Consider the following 15,489-nt stretch of genomic DNA (forward strand, 5'->3'; position numbering starts at 1 on the left):
GCGCTGGGTTTCGGAGCGGCGCATGGCGTCCGCGGAGCCGGCGAGGTCCTGCTACCTGCCACCGGCGCTCAGAGCCTTTCCGCGCAGCTCCCTAGTGGAGGACTGAGGTGGGGACGGAGTAGCCGCGGACCCGCTGGGGGTGGTCGCCCACCGGGATCCGGGCGGTCTCCTCCGTGCCGTTGAAGTCGATCACCGAGATGTCGTCGCTGTCGCTGTTGGACAGGAAGCAGCGCTGGCCGTCCGGGCTGGTGGCGGCCCAGTAGGGCTTCTTGCCGACCGGCACGATGGCGTCGGTGGTCAGCGACGGGACCGACACGATGGCCGCGTAGTCCGAGATCGTGCCCGCGTCGCACAGCTTGGTGCCGTCGGCGTTGGCGCTGAGGCCGTGGTGCGCGGAGTCCAGCGGGTAGTCCTCGCGCTTCATCTTCTGCGCGTCCTCGGACAGCGGCAGGTGCACGGTGCGGGTGACGCGCTTCTCGTCGAGGCTGTACTCGACGAAGCCGTTGTGGAACGACAGCTGCGCGTACATCGTCCGACCGTCCGGGGTCACGATGAACGGCCGGATGCCGACGCCGAAGTCGATGGTGTCGCGGACCTGCTTGGTGGCGGTGTCCACGATGGTCAGCTGCCGCTTGCCCTTGAGCGCGTCCAGCGCCGGGTCGTCGGGCATGACGACGCGCCCGATGGTGGCGTTGTACAGCGTGCTCCCGTCGGCGGAGTACCGGTTCTCGTGCGGGAAGTCACCGGTCGGGAAGCTGCCGGTGACGCTGCCGTCGGCGGGGTTGAGCAGCTGCACGACGTTGGCGGTGGTGGCCGAGACCGCCAGTTCGGCGCCGTCGGGCGAGAGCGCCATGTGGTCGGAGCGGTAGCCCTCGACCGGAGTGCGCCAGATCTGCTCGCCGGTGGCGATCTCGTAGGCGGCGACGTCCCCGAGACTGGGCCGCGAGACGTACATGGTCGTGCCGTCCGGCGAGACCGCGATGTCGTCGACGAGCTGGTCGTGGCCTTCGCCGGCGGTCTCGCGGATGACCAGCATCGCCGCGTGCTGGTCGGGGGTAATCTCGCGCTTCCGCTGCTCGAGGTCGGGAACCACGTCGATGCGCTGGTGCTTGTCGAAGTCGACGGCGTCGACCAGGTCGACGGTGCCCTCCCAGTTGTTGCCGACGAACATCACGTCGCGGCGCTCGTCGGCCACCGCCGAGGCCGGGAGCGCCGTGAGCGCGACGAGCGCTGCCGCGCCGAGAGCCCAGGTCCTGCGTCGCATCCGAATCGCCCTTCTCCGCACATGTGGGATCAACCGCTCAACGAACGTGAGATCAACCCGGATGTGCCCGGCGCGCAGGAGTTCGGCGAATGCGTCCGAACAGACCACGCGCCGGGCAGCGATCAGCCGAGCGCAGCTCCGGCGTGCAGCGCGAGACCCGAGTTCGGGGCCACGGTTGCGGTGAACGTGCCGTCGTCAGCGACCTCGACGGTCTGTCCGGTGCACGAGCCGTTCACGACCTCGCCGGACATGACGTCGCAGTAGCTGCCCGCGGGCAACGACGTCTGGAAAGTCCGCGAGAGCTCGCCGCCTTCGCGGTTGATCACCGCGAAACCCTTGTCCTGCCGGCCGAACGCGATCTGCCCGCCGCCGTTGTCCCACCAGTCGGTGAGCCCGGTGCCGGCGACCGCGCCGTGGAACCCGGCCATGCCCGCGATGATCGGGTGCCGTTGCTCGCACACCCACGCCGGGTCGTCGCAGGAGGCGGGTTTCGTCGTGCCGTCGGCCTCGGCCGGCGGGCCCGCTTCGGTGTCGTCGAAGGCGAAGCTCGAGATCAGCTGCGGCGTGCCGTAGGGGTGGGCCAGTTCGAAGGCCACGGCCAGGTCGTAGGCCGTGCCGTCCTTGTAGGTCAGCGTCGGTGAGCTTCGCTGGGTGTCGTGGTTGTCGACGAACACCACGGCCTGGCCACCCGGCAGCGTCATCGAGTCCCCGAGGTTCGCCAGCTGCGCGAGCGAGCCGTTCTTGAACGCGTCGCTGACCTTGCCCTGGTAGGCGAACTCGGTGACGTCACCGTTGCCGGTGTACTCCCCCGCGGTCGTGGTGGAGTCGGCGATGACCTCCTGGAACACGTACGGCTTCTGCCCGGTCCCGGGCACCTCGTCGAGCCCGCCGAAGATCGCGCCGACGTCCTCCGGCGGCATGTGCTTGACGCCGTCGACCCGGAACCCGGACACGCCCAGGCTGATCAGGTCGTTGAGGTAGTTGATCTCGGACTGGCGGACCCAGTCGCTCTCGGTCTTGAGGTCGGCGAGCCCGACGAGCTCGCAGTTCCGGACCTCCCACTTGTCCTCGTAGTGGGCGATGTCGCGGCGGCAGTCGTGGAAGTCCGCGTCCGAGTAGGTGCCGGGGTAGTCGTACTTGGTGAACTCCGAGCCGGCGCTGCCCGGGTGGTCGCCGTCCGAGCCGGCCATGTGGTTGACCACGGCGTCGACGTAGACCTGCACGCCGGCGTCGTTGCAGGTCTTGACCATGTTCGCGAACTGCTCGCGGTTCCCGCGGCGGGTTTCGAGCTGGTAGCTGATCGGCTGGTAGTCCTGGTACCAGGGGTGACCGGCCTCGGGCAGCACGATGTGCTCCTGCGGCGGCGAGACCTGGACGGCGCCGAACCCCTTCGGCCCGAGGAAGTCGGTGCACTCGCTGGCGATCGAGTCCCACGGCCACTGGAACATCTGGATGATCGGGCCGGCCACCGGTGCGGTGGCCGGTGCCGGAGCGCGTTCCTGGCCCCACGCGGCGGGCACCGCGGCAGCGCCGACCACGACCGCGGCCAGCGCCATTGCCGGTAATCGCATGACCTTCCTCCTTCGCACAACCTGCGACGAGCGAACGCCTACGATCACATTTTCTTGCGAAGGTAAAGTCAATACGCCAACGGACCCAGGGATTTACCAGCAATAACACCTCGCAAAACTTTGCACCGCAGTGGGAACGACCGGGCGCGATCAGCCGACCGAGCCCGGCTCTCAGAGCGGCAGCACGGCGGCCACCTCGGCCGCGGCGTCCTCCCCGTAGGTGGCGGCGAAGCGCGTGCGGGCGCGGCCGTGGTCGAGCGTCCACTCCTGGGTGCCGGTCACCTCGAGCACGTGCACCGCGATCAGCGAGCCGAGCTGCGCGGCCCGCTCCAGCGACAGGCCGCTCTCGACAGCGGCCAGGAACCCGGCTCGGAAGCCGTCCCCCACGCCCGTCGGGTCGGCACGGGCCACCTCGGGGACGGCGGGGACCTCCAGCCGCTGCCCGTCGCGGCCGACGATCTCGGCGCCGTCCGCACCGAGGGTGGTCACGCGGACGCCGACCTGGGCGCGCACGTCGTCCTCGCTCCAGCCGGTCTTCTGCCGCAGCAGACCCCACTCGTACTGGTTGGTGAACAGGTAGTCGGCGCCCTCGACCATCCGCCGGATCTCATCGCCGCTCAGCCGCGCGAGCTGCTGCGACGGGTCGCTGGCGAAGCGGTAGCCGCGCTGCCGGCACTCGTCGGCGTGGCGCAGCATGGCCTTCGGGTCGTTCGGGCTGATCAGCACCAGGTCGACGGCGTGCTCAGCGACGACCGGCGCGAGTTCGATGTTGCGCGCCTCCGCCATCGCGCCGGCGTAGAAGGAGGCGATCTGGTTGAAGGCCTGATCGGTGGTGCACACGAACCGCGCCGTGTGCGCGTACTCGGAGACGTGGACGCCGCCGCAGTCGACCCCGTTGCGCTCCAGCCACGACCGGTAGTCGGCGAAGTCCGCCCCGACGGCCCCCACCAGCACCGGGCGCCTGCCGAGCAGGCCCAGCGCGAAGGCGATGTTGGCCGCGGCGCCTCCGCGGCGCACGACCAGGTCGTCGACGAGGAAGCTCAACGAGATCTGCTGCAGGCTGTCACCGACGAGCTGCTCGGTGAACCTGCCGGGGAAGTGCATCAGGTGGTCGCTGGCGATGCTGCCGGTCACTGCCACGGACACAGCGAGCCTCCGTTCCACTACGCGGGGTGACGAGAGTGTCGAGGGTAGCGCTCCCGGGCCGCACCGGCCCCACTCCGCGACCGGTGGCGGCGGAGAATGTCGGCATGCGCGAAGTGGAGATCTCCGACGAGATGATCCGGCTGGGCCAGCTGCTGAAGCTGTCCGGACTGGTCGAGCACGGTGCCGAAGCCAAGGACGTGCTGGAGGAGGGCCTGGTCCAGGTCAACGGCGCGGTGGAGACCCGACGCGGCCGCCAGCTCGTCGACGGCGATGAGGTCGTGCTCGACGACGAGGTCGTCCGCGTCGTCAGCACAGCGTGAGTCGTCACCCCGCCTGAACAGCGACGAGGCCGGCACCCGAGCGGGTGCCGGCCTCTTTCCGAAACGGTGTGCTCGTGATCAGTGGAACGAGTCACCGCAGGCGCACGAACCGCCTGCGTTGGGGTTGTCGATCGTGAAGCCCTGCTTCTCGATGGAGTCGACGAAGTCGATGACCGCGCCCTCCAGGTACGGAGCGCTCATCCGGTCGACGACCACGCCGAGGCCCTCGAAGTCCCGCCTCGCGTCACCGTCGAGGGTGCGCTCGTCGAAGAAGAGCTGGTAGCGCAGGCCCGCGCAGCCACCCGGCTGGACGGCGATGCGCAGGTGCATGTCGTCACGACCCTCCTGTTCCAGCAGGGCCTTGGCCTTCTGGGCAGCAGAGTCGGTCAGCGTGACACCGTGGGCAGGCGCCTCGGTCTCAGTCGTGTTCGGGGCGGTCATGGACACTCCCTCGTGGTCTCGCTCTCCGATTCCGGCGTGACTGTCAACCACGGCCGGATCCGGGGTGTTCCCGCGGGCGAACCCGGGGACGGTTCGGTCTCCTCTCCCCATGGTGGCACAACACCGCGCGGATCAGGTGTGACGTCGCAGTCCCAGGACGAACCGGGCGGTCTCCTGCAAGCCCGCCGAGCACGTCGAATAACCTGGAGGTGTGAGGTTCCTTCGCCGCAGCAGCGCAGAGCAGACCGCGAGCACGGACGCCGAGGACGGCGTCGAGCAGACCGCGGAGGAGCGCGCGCAACATCACACCCCCAAGAAGGGCAAGCCCACGCCCAAGCGGCGTGAGGCCGAGGGCAGGCGCCGCGGTCCGGTGCCGCCTCCGCCGATGACGCAGCGCGAGGCCGTCAAGCGGGCCCGGGGCAACAAGGAGGAGCGCCGCAAGGCCACCCAGGAGCGCCGCGAGCGCATGATGCAGGGTGACGACCGCTACCTGATGCCCCGCGACAAGGGCCCGGTGCGCGCCCACGTCCGCGACCTGGTGGACACCCGCAGGCACCTGATGGGCCTGTTCATGCCGCTGGTGCTGATCGTCTTCGCCACCACGCTGGCGCAGAACCTGCTCATCCAGCAGTACGCGACGCTGTTCTGCCTGGCCCTGCTGATCATGATGGTCGTCGAGGGAACGCTGCTGGGCCGCTACGTCAACAAGCGGGTCCGCGCCAAGTTCCCGGACCACCAGGACCGCCCGTTCTCGCTGGGCTGGTACGCCTTCACCCGCGCCATGCAGATCCGCAAGCTGCGGGTACCGCGCCCCCGCTACACCCCCAAGGACATCGCCAAGATCGGCTGATCCGGCTGCTCCTGGACGCGCCCCGCCCACGTCGTGAGCGGGGCGCTCGTCGTCGCGGCCACCCGCTCGCACTGCGTTGCCGGGTCCACCGCTCCTAGGCTCGGTCGGTCAAGCACCACGGCAACCGAGGAGGGGCACCATGGCCCAGTCGATCCGGACGATGATCAGCCCCGAGCGCTACGTCCAGGGCAAAGGCGCGATCCACCAGCTCGGCCACCACCTCAGCCAGATCGGCTCGAAGCCGGTGCTGGTCGCCGACGACGTGGTGTGGGGCTTCGTCGGCGACGACGTCGAGGCCTCGCTGACCGAGGCGGAGCTACCCGTGGACCGCCGTGCCTTCGGCGGGGTCCCGAGCGCCAAGGAGGTGGACCGGCTCGTCGGCGAGGTCACCTCGGCAGGAGCCGACGTGCTCGTCGCGATCGGCGGCGGCAGCACCATCGACGCCGTGAAGGCGGCCGGGCACCTCGCCGGGGTCCGGTGGGCCAACGCGCCCACGGTCGCCTCGACCGACGCTCCGTGCAGCGCCCTGTCGGTGATCTACACCGAGGAGGGCGAGTTCGAGGCGTACCGGTTCTTCCCGCGCAACCCCGACCTGGTCCTGGTCGACTCGCAGGTGGTCGCCAACGCGCCCGCCGAGTTCCTGGTCGCGGGTGTCGGCGACGCGCTCGCCACCTGGCTCGAGGCGCGCGCCACCTCCCGGTCGGGCTCCACGACCATGGCCGGTGGGCTGCCCACCCTCACCGGCACCGCACTGGCGAAGCTGAGCTGGGACGTGCTGTGGGAGAACGCGCTGCCGGCCATCGACGCCGTCCGCGACCACCAGGTCACCCCCGCCGTGGAGAAGGTCATCGAAGCGAACACGCTGCTGTCCGGGCTGGGCTTCGAGTCGGGCGGGCTCGCCGCCGCGCACGCCATCCACAACGGTCTGACCTCGGTCGCCGCCACGCACGGCCTCGCGCACGGGCAGAAGGTCAACCTGGGCTCGGTCGCCCAGCTCGTCCTGGAGGGCGCGCCGCCCGCCGAGCTGCGCGAGTTCGTCGAGTTCACCACCGAGGTCGGACTGCCCACGACGCTCGTCGAGGTCGGCATCAAGCCGGACGACGCCGAGTCGGTGCGCGCGGTCGCCACCGCGGCAGCCGCCGAGGGCGAGACCATCCACTCGATGCCCTTCGAGGTCACCGCCGAGGACGTGGCCGCCGCCCTCGCCTCGATCGACCGCCACGCCACGAAGATCCGCGAGCGGGCGCACCTGCCCGCCCCGACCCCCTACACCGCGAAGCACTGACGCTTCAGGCCCACTGCGGGACGTCCTCCGGGAACGCCCCCGCCGCCCAGTGGCGCGGCAGCGCTTCGCGCAAGGTCAGCCACTGGACCTCGGTCGGGTCTGAGGGGCCGGGGACGGCCACGAGCACGTCCGGGCCGTGGTCGGCGAGGCGTTCCCGGCAGATCCCGCACGGGCTCAGCACCAGGTGCGACCCGTCCTCGGCCCGGTGCAGGCAGATCGACGCCACGATCGCGCGGTCGAGCCGGTGCGCCGCGCAGTAGGGCTCGACCTCGTGGCACAGGTTCGTGCTCGGGTTGATCGGGTCGGGACCGGTCCCGGTGAGGACGGTCCCGTCGTCGAGCAGCATCGCTGCCGCTCCGGCGGGCCCTCCGCCGGGGAAGCGGTCGGCGATCAGCCGGCGGCACTCGGCCGCGGTCCTCTCCAGCAGCTCTCCGCTGACCACGCGCTCTCCCCTCGTCCAGACCCGCGGGCCCCTCGTCCCAGCGCCCCCATCATGGCCAACCTCGGTCCGCCCCACCCGTGCTCGGCGAAGATCGGACTCAGCGCGCATGACACCGCACACGGCTCGCCCCTCCGGAGCGGGGTGTGCGGGTACCGTCTCGTCGGTCGTTGATCGAGGAGGTCGTGTGCGGTCGTTGGTGCTGGGCGGGGCGAGGTCCGGGAAGTCGGCGCACGCCGAGGGCCTGGTGCCGGAGGACGCGCCGGTGACCTACGTGGCCACCGCGCGGCGGGATCCCTCCGACGCCGAGTGGAACGAGCGGATCGCCGCGCACGTGGCGCGACGGCCGGCGGCGTGGCGGACCGTGGAGGCGCCCGATCCCGCCTCGCCGCGGCGGGTTCTCGCCGAGGCCGGCGACGGTGATCACGTTCTGGTGGATGATCTGGCCACCTGGCTGACCGGTGTCCTCGACGACGCGGGGGCGTGGGAGCGCGACCGCGCCGCGCTGGCCGTCGTCGCGGAGCACTGCGACGCGCTGGTCACCGCCGTGTCCGAGGGGTCCGGGCACGTGGTCCTGGTGTCGGCCGAGGTCGGCCTCGGCGTCGTGCCCGAGACCCGGTCTGGAAGGCTGTTCCGGGACGAGCTCGGCTCGCTCAACGCCCGGCTGGCGGCGGTGTGCGACGAGGTGCTGCTGCTGGTCGCCGGATGTCCACTGCGGATCCGGTGAGCACCGGAGGGCCTTGCTGAGCTGCGGTTTTCAACACGGAGGTTTCGCTTGTCCACCGAACAGAACGACCCCGGCCGGATCGAGTTCCCGCCGGTCCCGGCGCCCGACGAGCAGGCCTCGCGGCACGCCGTGGCGCGGCAGGCTCAGCTGACCAAGCCGGCCGGTTCGCTGGGTCGGCTGGAGGAGCTGGGCGTGTGGTTCGCCGGGCGGCAGGGCGCGTGCCCGCCGCGCCCGCCCGCACGCCCGCGGGTCGTCGTCTTCGCCGGTGATCACGGCATCGCGCAGCACGGCGTGTCCGCCTACCCGCCCGAGGTCACCGGGCAGATGGTCGGCAACTTCCTCTCCGGTGGCGCCGCCGTCAACGTGCTGGCCGCGCACGCCGGGGCGACCGTGCGGGTGGTGGACATGTCGGTCACCGTCGACACCCCGCCGGTGGTCAGCGCGCACAAGGTGCGCCGAGGCTCCGGGGTGATCGACCGCGAGGACGCGCTGACCGACGAGGAGGTCCGAGCCGCCATCCGGGCCGGGCGGACCGTCGCCGACGAGGAGGTCGACTCGGGCGCCGACCTGCTCATCGCCGGGGACATGGGCATCGGCAACACCACGCCCGCCGCGGTGCTGATCTCGCTGCTCACCGGCACCGAGCCGGTCGCCGTCGTCGGCCGCGGCACCGGCATCGACGACCAGGCGTGGATGCGCAAGACCGCGGCGATCCGCGACGCGCTGCGTCGCGCCCGCAAGGTCCACGACGATCCGGTCGCACTGCTGCGCACGGTCACGGGCGCCGACATCGCCGCGCTCGCCGGCTTCCTCGCCCAGGCTTCAGTGCGCAAGACACCCGTGCTGCTGGACGGGGTCGTGGTCGGCGCGGCCGCGCTGGTCGCCGAGGAGCTCGCGCCCGGAGCGCGGCAGTGGTGGCTGGCCGGGCACCGGCCGGCCGAACCGGGTGGTCCCCTGGTGCTGCAGCACCTCGATCTGGAGCCGGTGCTGGACCTGGGACTGCGTCTCGGTGAGGGGTCCGGCGCGCTGACCGCGCTGCCGGTGCTCACCGCCGCGGTGAAGGTGCTCGCCGAGATGGCCACCTTCGACGAAGCCGGCGTCGCCGGCGAGGCCGGGGCGTGATCGACGGGCTGCGGCTCGCGCTGTCCTGGCTGACGGTGCTGCCGGTCCCCGCGGGCCAGGTCGACGACCGCGCGTGCCGGAGGGCCATCTCGTTCGCCCCGGTCGTGGGCGCGCTCGTCGGGGGTTTCGGAGCGCTGGTGCTGTGGGGGCTCAGCGCGGTGGGCGCTCCCCCGCTGCTGGCCGGGATCCTGGTCGTGGCGCTGTGGGTGCTGGTCACCCGGGGGATGCACGTGGACGGGCTGGCCGACACCGTCGACGGGCTCGGCTGCTACGGACCGCCGGAACGCGCGCTGCAGGTGATGCGCGACGGAGGTGCGGGACCGTTCGCGGTGGTCGCGCTGATCCTGGTGATCGGAGCGCAGGCGGTCGGCATCGGCACGCTCGCGCACACCCCGTGGGTGCTGCTCCTCGCCTGCACGACGGGTCGGGCCGCCTTCGTGCTGTGCTGCCGAGCGGGTCTTCCGCCCGCGCGACCGGAAGGCATGGGCGCGCTCGTGGCGGGCAGCCAACCGCTGTGGCTGGTGGTCGCCTGGTGGCTCGTGGCCTCGGCCGCTGCCGTGCTGATCAGCCCTGCGGCCGCGGTCTCGGTCGTCGTCGCCGCGGGCGTGCTGGTGCTGTTCACCCGCCACGTCCGCCGGCGCTTCGGCGGGATCACCGGGGACGTCCTCGGTGCGGCTTCGGAACTGGCCACCACGATCGTCCTGGTGGGTGCGCCCCTCGGCGGCGGCCCGGTGTGACGCGCAGCGTTCCCCGCACGTGAGAGCGCCCCCTGCGATCGACGATCGCAGGGGGCGCGTCACCTGAGCCTGATCAGGCGAGCTTGGTCATCCAGCCGTGGGTGTCCTCGACAGTGCCGTACTGGATGCCGGTGAGGCGCTCCCGGAGCTTCATGGTCACCTCACCAGGCTGACCGTCGGCGATGCCGAACTCGCCGTCGCGGTGCTTGACGTGGCCAACCGGGGTGATCACCGCGGCCGTGCCGCAGGCGAAGACCTCGGTGAGCTCGCCGGTGGTGGCGGCCTTCTCCCACTCTTCGACGGTGATCTTGCGCTCCTCGACCTGCATGCCGAGCTCCTTGCCCAGCTCCAGCAGCGAGGACCGGGTCACGCCGGGCAGCAAGCTGCCGCTCAGCGCGGGGGTGACCAGCTTCGCGTCGGCGCCAGAGCCGAACACGAAGAACAGGTTCATCCCGCCCATCTCCTCGACCGTGTGCCGGTCGCAGGCGTCGAGCCACACGACCTGGTCGCAGCCCTGCTCGACGGCCTGCTTCTGCGCCAGGAACGACGCGGCGTAGTTGCCGGCGAACTTGGCGGCGCCGGTGCCACCGGGGGCGGCGCGCACGTACTCGTGGCTCAGCCACACCGTCACCGGCTTGACGCCACCAGCGAAGTAGGAGCCGGCCGGCGAGGCGATCAGCGAGTACAGGTAGGTCCCGGACGGGTGGTTCACGCCCAGGCCGACCTCGGTGGAGACCATGAAGGGCCGCAGGTACAGCGAGCTCTCACCGGTGCTGGGGACCCACTCGCGGTCGACCGCGACCAGTTCGCGCAGCGAATCGAGGAACACCTCCTCGGGCAGCTCCGCCATCGCGATCCGCCTCGCGGAGCTGCGGAAGCGGCGAGCGTTGGCGTCCGGGCGGAAGGCCGCGACCGAGCCGTCGGGCTGCCGGTAGGCCTTCAAGCCCTCGAAGATCGCCTGAGCGTAGTGCAGGACCGACGTCGCCGGGTCGAACTCCAGCGAGTGGTACGCCTCCAGGCGGGCGTCGTGCCAGCCCTGCTCCTCGGACCACTTGATGGTCACCATGTGGTCGGTGAAGAACTTGCCGAACCCGGGATTCGCCAGTACCTCCGCGCGGCGCTCCGCTGAGGCCGGTTGCGGGTGGGGGTTCCGGGTGAAAGACAGTTCTCCGTTCATGCGCGTACGGTATCGCGTGCGTTCGAGCAGTGAAAACCGGCTTGGCGTCAGTTGGTCATCCAACTAAAGGACCCGTGCTGAGCGGAAGGGATGATTCTGCTCATGCCCCGGCCGCCCGCGGCATATGATGGGCGCATGACGCAGGCCGACAACACCCCCGCGCCGCAGCCCACCTCGGTCCAGCAGGACGTCCGCGCAGGTGTGCTGGCCGCGCTGATGCCCTTCGGCGCGGGCATGCTGCTGACCCTCGGTTACGCGTGGATCGGCGTCTTCGGGGTCGTCCTCGCGGCGATCGGTGCCGCGGGGTGGGCCTTCAGGTGGCACAACAAGCACCAGGGGTGGTTCCCGCAGCAGCTGACCACCGGCAGCGTGGTCGGCCAGACCGCGCTGGTCGCGCTGATCACCCTGCTGCTGTTCGTGTCGATCAGCTGACGCGGACCGACCTCACCCCGCGCGGCGGTGCCGGCGGGGTACGTGAGCGCTCCCCGGGTTCCGGGTCCTCACCGGACGGCGCCGCCCGGCATCACCGCAGCAGCTGCGGCGGGAGGTCGGGAACAGGCCAGGCCGGGTCCGGGCTGGCGTCGCAGTAGGTCCCGTCGAACGGGAACGCGCCGTCCTTGGCCAGCGCGATCATCTCCTCGCCTTCGGCGCGCAGCTCCGTCAGCTCGGCCGGGCTGAAACGCCCTGCGGCGAGCGCGTCGTCGAGCTCGTCCTCGTCCTTCCAGGCCCAACTGCCGTCGGGCATGACCTCGACGTCCAGCACGCCGTCGACCCGGCGCACGCCGTGCTCGTCCCGTCCGAGCGGGATCTCGAGGTTGACGTACCAGTTCCGGAACTCGCCCGACGGCTCGAAGAACCACCACACGGACGACCAGCGGTGCTCGTGGACCAGCCGCAGCGTCGAGGTGCCGCGCCACGTCGAGCGCGCGGGGATCCGCGGACCCGAGAACCGCTCGGCGAGCGGCATTTCCCGCGGACTTCGCCCGTCCGGGGAGGTGGTGATCCGGATCGGGGTGTCCGGAAGCACCCAGCACAGCAGTTCTTCGCCGTCGTCGGCGACGACGCGGGCCGGGTGCACGGTGCCGAGCGAACCGTCCAGGCGCCAGAAGCTGTAGAGCGCCTCGTCGCCCGGCGCCCACTGGTGCTGCCGAGCACCACTGGTCACAGCGTCCACCATCGCGTTGGGCATGACCGCCTCATTTCCACCGGCGTGAAACGACTCCCGCCAGCAACGGACCGACAACAACCACACCGAGCGTCGTCAGCATCGCAGAAATCGGCATGCTCATCGCCAGCACGACCGACAAGCCCATCCCAAGGCACGCACCCCGCATCGGCCAAGTGGGCCCATCGGAGAGCAGCAAACGGGCGCCTGCGTTGGCGAAAGCGTAGTGCAGCAGCAGCGCGCAGGCCGCGAAGGACAGCAACGCGATCGGGTCGACCAGTTGCGAGACGACCACCGCGGTGACCCCGGTGATCAGGTCCAGCAAGTACGGGGTCCCGAACGGGCCGGTGCGGCCCAGCACTCGCGGCAGTTCACCGTCGCGCACCAGCGCGAGCCCGGTGGAGCGGGCGGTTTCCAGCGCCCCGAGCAGCACCGGGAGCAGCGCGACAGCCGCGCCCACGCACACCAGCGGGACCAGGTCCGCCGCAGCGGCGGCGGTGAGCACGTCGCGGATCGGCATCGGCGAGAGCGCCAGGCGTTCCCACCCCAACTGGTGAACGAGGGCCGCGATCACCAGCCCGACGAGCAGCACCACCACGACCAGCGCCGTCCGGACGCCGCGCTGGACCGACGCCCAGGGCGCGCGGTCGGTGTCGTCGGCAGGGGCGGCGAGCCGCTCGAACCCGGTGAACGCGAGGAAGAGCACACCACCCGCACCGATGATCCCGACCGGGCTGTCCGCCGAGTCCGCGGGATCGAGGTGCGCCAACGTGCTGCCGACCGGCGCGATCGCGAAGCAGATCGCCACCACCAGGGCGATCACCGCCAGCACCAGCGCGACCCACAGCCATGCTGCGGCCCCGCGGATCCGCAGACCGGTGGTCGTCGCGAGCACCACCAGGACGATCACCGCCCCCGCCACGAGGGCACTGGCCGAGGGCAGGAAGAACTCGCCGATCACGCGCGCGATCGCGGCCACCGCGGCGACCTGGGCCGCCAGGTGCGCGGAGGCGCCGACGCGGGCGGGAAGCAGTCCCATCCGCTCGCGCACGCACGTGTAGGCCGATCCCGGACCGCGGTAGGCGCTGCCCTGGTAGGCCGTCGTCGAGGCCGCGCACACCGCCGCCAGCAGCGCCACCAGCAGCCCCAGCGGCGCCCAGGCCCCTGCCGCCGCCGCTGCGGGCGCCGGGCCCAGCAGCACGCCGACACCGACCATGCCGCTGAGCGCGAGCGGCAGCGCGTCGCGGCCGGTCGTCAACCGATCGTCCGATTCAACCTGTCGGGTCACCGGCCCACCCTTGCAGACGAGTGCGGGGACATCAGCCTCCTGTCGGCTGACTCGCGAGCGCGACGCCGGTCACCGAGCGCCCGTCAGCCGTCCTGACAGGGGTGCGCTGCACCGTCACCGGCCGAGGTGATCACATCAGTCGATCACCCGGCGCGAGGACACGCCGGAGGCGTGTGAGGGCTCCGCCGCTGGGGCACTCCGGGTCGGAGGCAGGCCACACGCCCGCCACCCCGAGCCGTCCTGAACACCGGTGCCGCTGGTCACGGCGGCGGCCCTCACATCACGGGTGAGGGACCACCGCCGCGGCGCCACGCCCACGGTGAACACGCCGATCGCCGGAGGACGCGGCGTTCTAGAGTGCGGGAAGGCTCTGGGAGAACCACAGCACTGATCCGGAGGATGACCACGTGACGACCCCGAAACTCGCCCTCACCGACACCGCGGTGGCCAAGCTGAGCGTGGACGCGCTCGTGATCGGCACCTTCGCCGGAGCCGATGGCCTGGAGCTCGCGCCCGGCGCCGAACCGGTCGCCACCGCCTTCGACGGCGATCTCGTGAAGGTGCTGACGTCGCTGGGTGCGAAGGGCAAGGCCGACGAGGTCGTCAAGCTGCCCGCCAACGGGCTGGCCGCGACCGTGCTGGTCGCCGTGGGCCTGGGCAAGCCGGGTGCCGACGGCCCGACCGCGGAGGCCGTGCGCCGCGCTTCCGGTGCCGCCGCCCGCGCGCTCTCCGGCGTAGAGCACGCCGCCACCACCCTGTCGACCCACGAGCTGTCCGCCGCCGTGCAGGGCACCGTGATGGGCGCCTACGGCTTCACCGAGTACAAGTCGAACGAGGGTGACGGGCCGGTGGGGGCGGTGGACTTCGTCGTCTCCGACGCCAAGGCCGACACCGCCACCCACGCCCTCAAGGGCGGCAGCGCGATCGGCGAGGCCGTCAACACCGCCCGCGATCTGATCAACACCGCGCCGAACGACCTGTTCCCGGCCTCCTTCGCCGAGCGCGCCACCGAGCTGGCCAAGTCCGCCGGCCTGGAGGTCGAGGTCCTCGACGAGTCCGCGCTGCGCAAGCAGGGCTTCGGCGGCATCCTCGGCGTCGGCTCGGGCTCGTCCCGCCCGCCGCGCCTGGTGCGCATCCGGCACAAGGGCCCGAAGGCGGCGAAGAAGGTCGCGCTGGTCGGCAAGGGGATCACCTTCGACACCGGCGGCATCTCGCTCAAGCCGGGCGCGAACATGGAGAACATGACCTCGGACATGTCCGGGGCCGCTTCGGTGATCGCCACGATGGTGCTGGCGGCGAAGCTGAACTACCCGCTGGACATCACCGCGACGGTGCCGATGGCCGAGAACATGCCCTCCGGCACCGCCTACCGCCCCGGCGACGTGCTGAAGATGTACGGCGGCAAGACCGTCGAGGTGCTCAACACCGACGCCGAGGGCCGGTTGGTGCTGGTCGACGCGATGGTGCGGGCCTGCGAGGACGAGCCGGACTACCTGGTCGAGACCTCGACGCTGACCGGCGCGCAGGTCGTGGCGCTGGGCAACCGCACCCCGGGCGTGATGGGCGAGGATTCCTTCCGCGACCGCGTGGCCCGGTTGTCGCAGGCCGCGGGTGAGGGCGGCTGGCCGATGCCGCTGCCCGAGGAGCTGCGCGCCGACCTGGACTCCAAGCTCGCCGATCTGGCCAACGTGACCAACCACCGCTGGGGCGGCATGCTCGCCGCCGGCATCTTCCTGCGGGAGTTCGTGGCCGACGACGTGCAGTGGGCGCACATCGACATCGCCGGTCCCGCCTACAACACCAACTCGCCGTGGGGCTACACCCCGAAGGGCGGCACCGGTGTGCCGGTCCGCACCCTCGCCGCGGTGCTGGCCGACATCGCCGAGAACGGCTGACACCCTGCGTTGCCGGGCTGGGGCTCCCACGGGCGCCCCAGCCCGGTTTTTTGTGACCCGGG

16 protein-coding genes are annotated in these 15,489 nt (G+C 71.4%); 8 read left to right on the forward strand and 8 right to left on the reverse strand.

Annotation, left to right across the window (positions count from 1 at the left end):
* Window positions 1-91: 91 nt before the first annotated feature.
* The 3 genes from EIL87_RS19545 to EIL87_RS19555 form a co-directional block, all read right to left on the reverse strand.
* Window positions 92-1,264 carry a YncE family protein gene (locus EIL87_RS19545; RefSeq protein WP_199740506.1) on the reverse strand — a complete coding sequence of 391 codons (1,173 nt, stop codon included), beginning with the start codon at window positions 1,262-1,264 and terminating at the stop codon, window positions 92-94.
* Between the two features lie 122 nt (window positions 1,265-1,386).
* Window positions 1,387-2,835 (reverse strand): alpha-amylase, encoded by a 1,449-nt coding sequence (locus tag EIL87_RS19550; protein ID WP_125091999.1) that lies wholly within the window; start codon window positions 2,833-2,835, stop codon window positions 1,387-1,389.
* A 171-nt stretch (window positions 2,836-3,006) separates the two neighbouring features.
* The gene (locus EIL87_RS19555; RefSeq protein WP_125092066.1) at window positions 3,007-3,939 is read right to left on the reverse strand and encodes a carbohydrate kinase family protein; all 933 of its coding nucleotides are present in this window, start codon (window positions 3,937-3,939) and stop codon (window positions 3,007-3,009) included.
* 146 nt (window positions 3,940-4,085) lie between these two features.
* Here EIL87_RS19555 and EIL87_RS19560 point away from each other — a divergent pair, with 146 nt between their 5' ends.
* The gene (locus EIL87_RS19560; protein WP_125092000.1) at window positions 4,086-4,301 is read left to right on the forward strand and encodes an RNA-binding S4 domain-containing protein; all 216 of its coding nucleotides are present in this window, start codon (window positions 4,086-4,088) and stop codon (window positions 4,299-4,301) included.
* 78 nt (window positions 4,302-4,379) lie between these two features.
* On the opposite strand, the gene EIL87_RS19565 is transcribed toward EIL87_RS19560, so the two are convergent.
* Complete coding sequence (locus EIL87_RS19565) at window positions 4,380-4,742, reverse strand: HesB/IscA family protein (protein ID WP_125092001.1); 363 nt, start codon at window positions 4,740-4,742, stop codon at window positions 4,380-4,382.
* 211 nt (window positions 4,743-4,953) lie between these two features.
* Between EIL87_RS19565 and EIL87_RS19570 the strand changes: the two genes are divergently transcribed.
* Window positions 4,954-5,592: a DUF3043 domain-containing protein gene (locus tag EIL87_RS19570; protein ID WP_125092002.1), complete on the forward strand. Its 639-nt coding sequence runs from the start codon at window positions 4,954-4,956 to the stop codon at window positions 5,590-5,592.
* Window positions 5,593-5,731: 139 nt separating this feature from the next.
* Entirely contained in the window at window positions 5,732-6,877 is a 1,146-nt protein-coding gene (locus EIL87_RS19575) for a glycerol dehydrogenase (RefSeq protein ID WP_125092003.1), read from the forward strand.
* A 4-nt stretch (window positions 6,878-6,881) separates the two neighbouring features.
* On the opposite strand, the gene EIL87_RS19580 is transcribed toward EIL87_RS19575, so the two are convergent.
* Window positions 6,882-7,319, reverse strand: coding sequence for a cytidine deaminase (locus tag EIL87_RS19580; RefSeq protein ID WP_199740507.1), 438 nt, complete (start codon window positions 7,317-7,319; stop codon window positions 6,882-6,884).
* A 184-nt stretch (window positions 7,320-7,503) separates the two neighbouring features.
* Here EIL87_RS19580 and cobU point away from each other — a divergent pair, with 184 nt between their 5' ends.
* Genes cobU through cobS form a run of 3 tightly spaced genes read left to right on the forward strand, consistent with a single transcriptional unit; the run spans window position 7,504 to window position 9,902 of the window.
* Window positions 7,504-8,043, forward strand: a complete 540-nt coding sequence (gene cobU / locus EIL87_RS19585) for a bifunctional adenosylcobinamide kinase/adenosylcobinamide-phosphate guanylyltransferase (protein WP_233576385.1) — start codon at window positions 7,504-7,506, stop codon at window positions 8,041-8,043.
* A gap of 48 nt (window positions 8,044-8,091) precedes the next feature.
* Window positions 8,092-9,165, forward strand: coding sequence for a nicotinate-nucleotide--dimethylbenzimidazole phosphoribosyltransferase (gene cobT, locus EIL87_RS19590; protein ID WP_125092006.1), 1,074 nt, complete (start codon window positions 8,092-8,094; stop codon window positions 9,163-9,165).
* Window positions 9,162-9,902, forward strand: coding sequence for an adenosylcobinamide-GDP ribazoletransferase (gene cobS, locus EIL87_RS19595; RefSeq protein ID WP_407690559.1), 741 nt, complete (start codon window positions 9,162-9,164; stop codon window positions 9,900-9,902). Before cobT ends, cobS begins: the two co-directional genes overlap by 4 nt.
* A gap of 73 nt (window positions 9,903-9,975) precedes the next feature.
* Here the strand turns inward: cobS and EIL87_RS19600 are convergent, their stop codons facing one another.
* Window positions 9,976-11,079 (reverse strand): branched-chain amino acid aminotransferase, encoded by a 1,104-nt coding sequence (locus EIL87_RS19600; protein WP_125092007.1) that lies wholly within the window; start codon window positions 11,077-11,079, stop codon window positions 9,976-9,978.
* 135 nt (window positions 11,080-11,214) lie between these two features.
* On the opposite strand from EIL87_RS19600, the gene EIL87_RS19605 reads away from it, so the two are divergent.
* Window positions 11,215-11,511 carry a hypothetical protein gene (locus tag EIL87_RS19605; protein WP_125092008.1) on the forward strand — a complete coding sequence of 99 codons (297 nt, stop codon included), beginning with the start codon at window positions 11,215-11,217 and terminating at the stop codon, window positions 11,509-11,511.
* 91 nt (window positions 11,512-11,602) lie between these two features.
* Here the strand turns inward: EIL87_RS19605 and EIL87_RS19610 are convergent, their stop codons facing one another.
* Together EIL87_RS19610 and EIL87_RS19615 are read right to left on the reverse strand one after the other, a co-directional pair.
* Window positions 11,603-12,268, reverse strand: coding sequence for a DUF402 domain-containing protein (locus tag EIL87_RS19610; RefSeq protein ID WP_233576386.1), 666 nt, complete (start codon window positions 12,266-12,268; stop codon window positions 11,603-11,605).
* A 7-nt stretch (window positions 12,269-12,275) separates the two neighbouring features.
* Window positions 12,276-13,532 (reverse strand): APC family permease, encoded by a 1,257-nt coding sequence (locus EIL87_RS19615; RefSeq protein ID WP_125092009.1) that lies wholly within the window; start codon window positions 13,530-13,532, stop codon window positions 12,276-12,278.
* Window positions 13,533-13,939: 407 nt separating this feature from the next.
* Between EIL87_RS19615 and EIL87_RS19620 the strand changes: the two genes are divergently transcribed.
* Window positions 13,940-15,427 carry a leucyl aminopeptidase gene (locus EIL87_RS19620; RefSeq protein WP_125092010.1) on the forward strand — a complete coding sequence of 496 codons (1,488 nt, stop codon included), beginning with the start codon at window positions 13,940-13,942 and terminating at the stop codon, window positions 15,425-15,427.
* The last annotated feature ends 62 nt before the right edge of the window (window positions 15,428-15,489 follow it).

The organism is Saccharopolyspora rhizosphaerae (genome assembly GCF_003931915.1).
Classification (GTDB): Bacteria; Actinomycetota; Actinomycetes; order Mycobacteriales; family Pseudonocardiaceae; genus Saccharopolyspora; species Saccharopolyspora rhizosphaerae.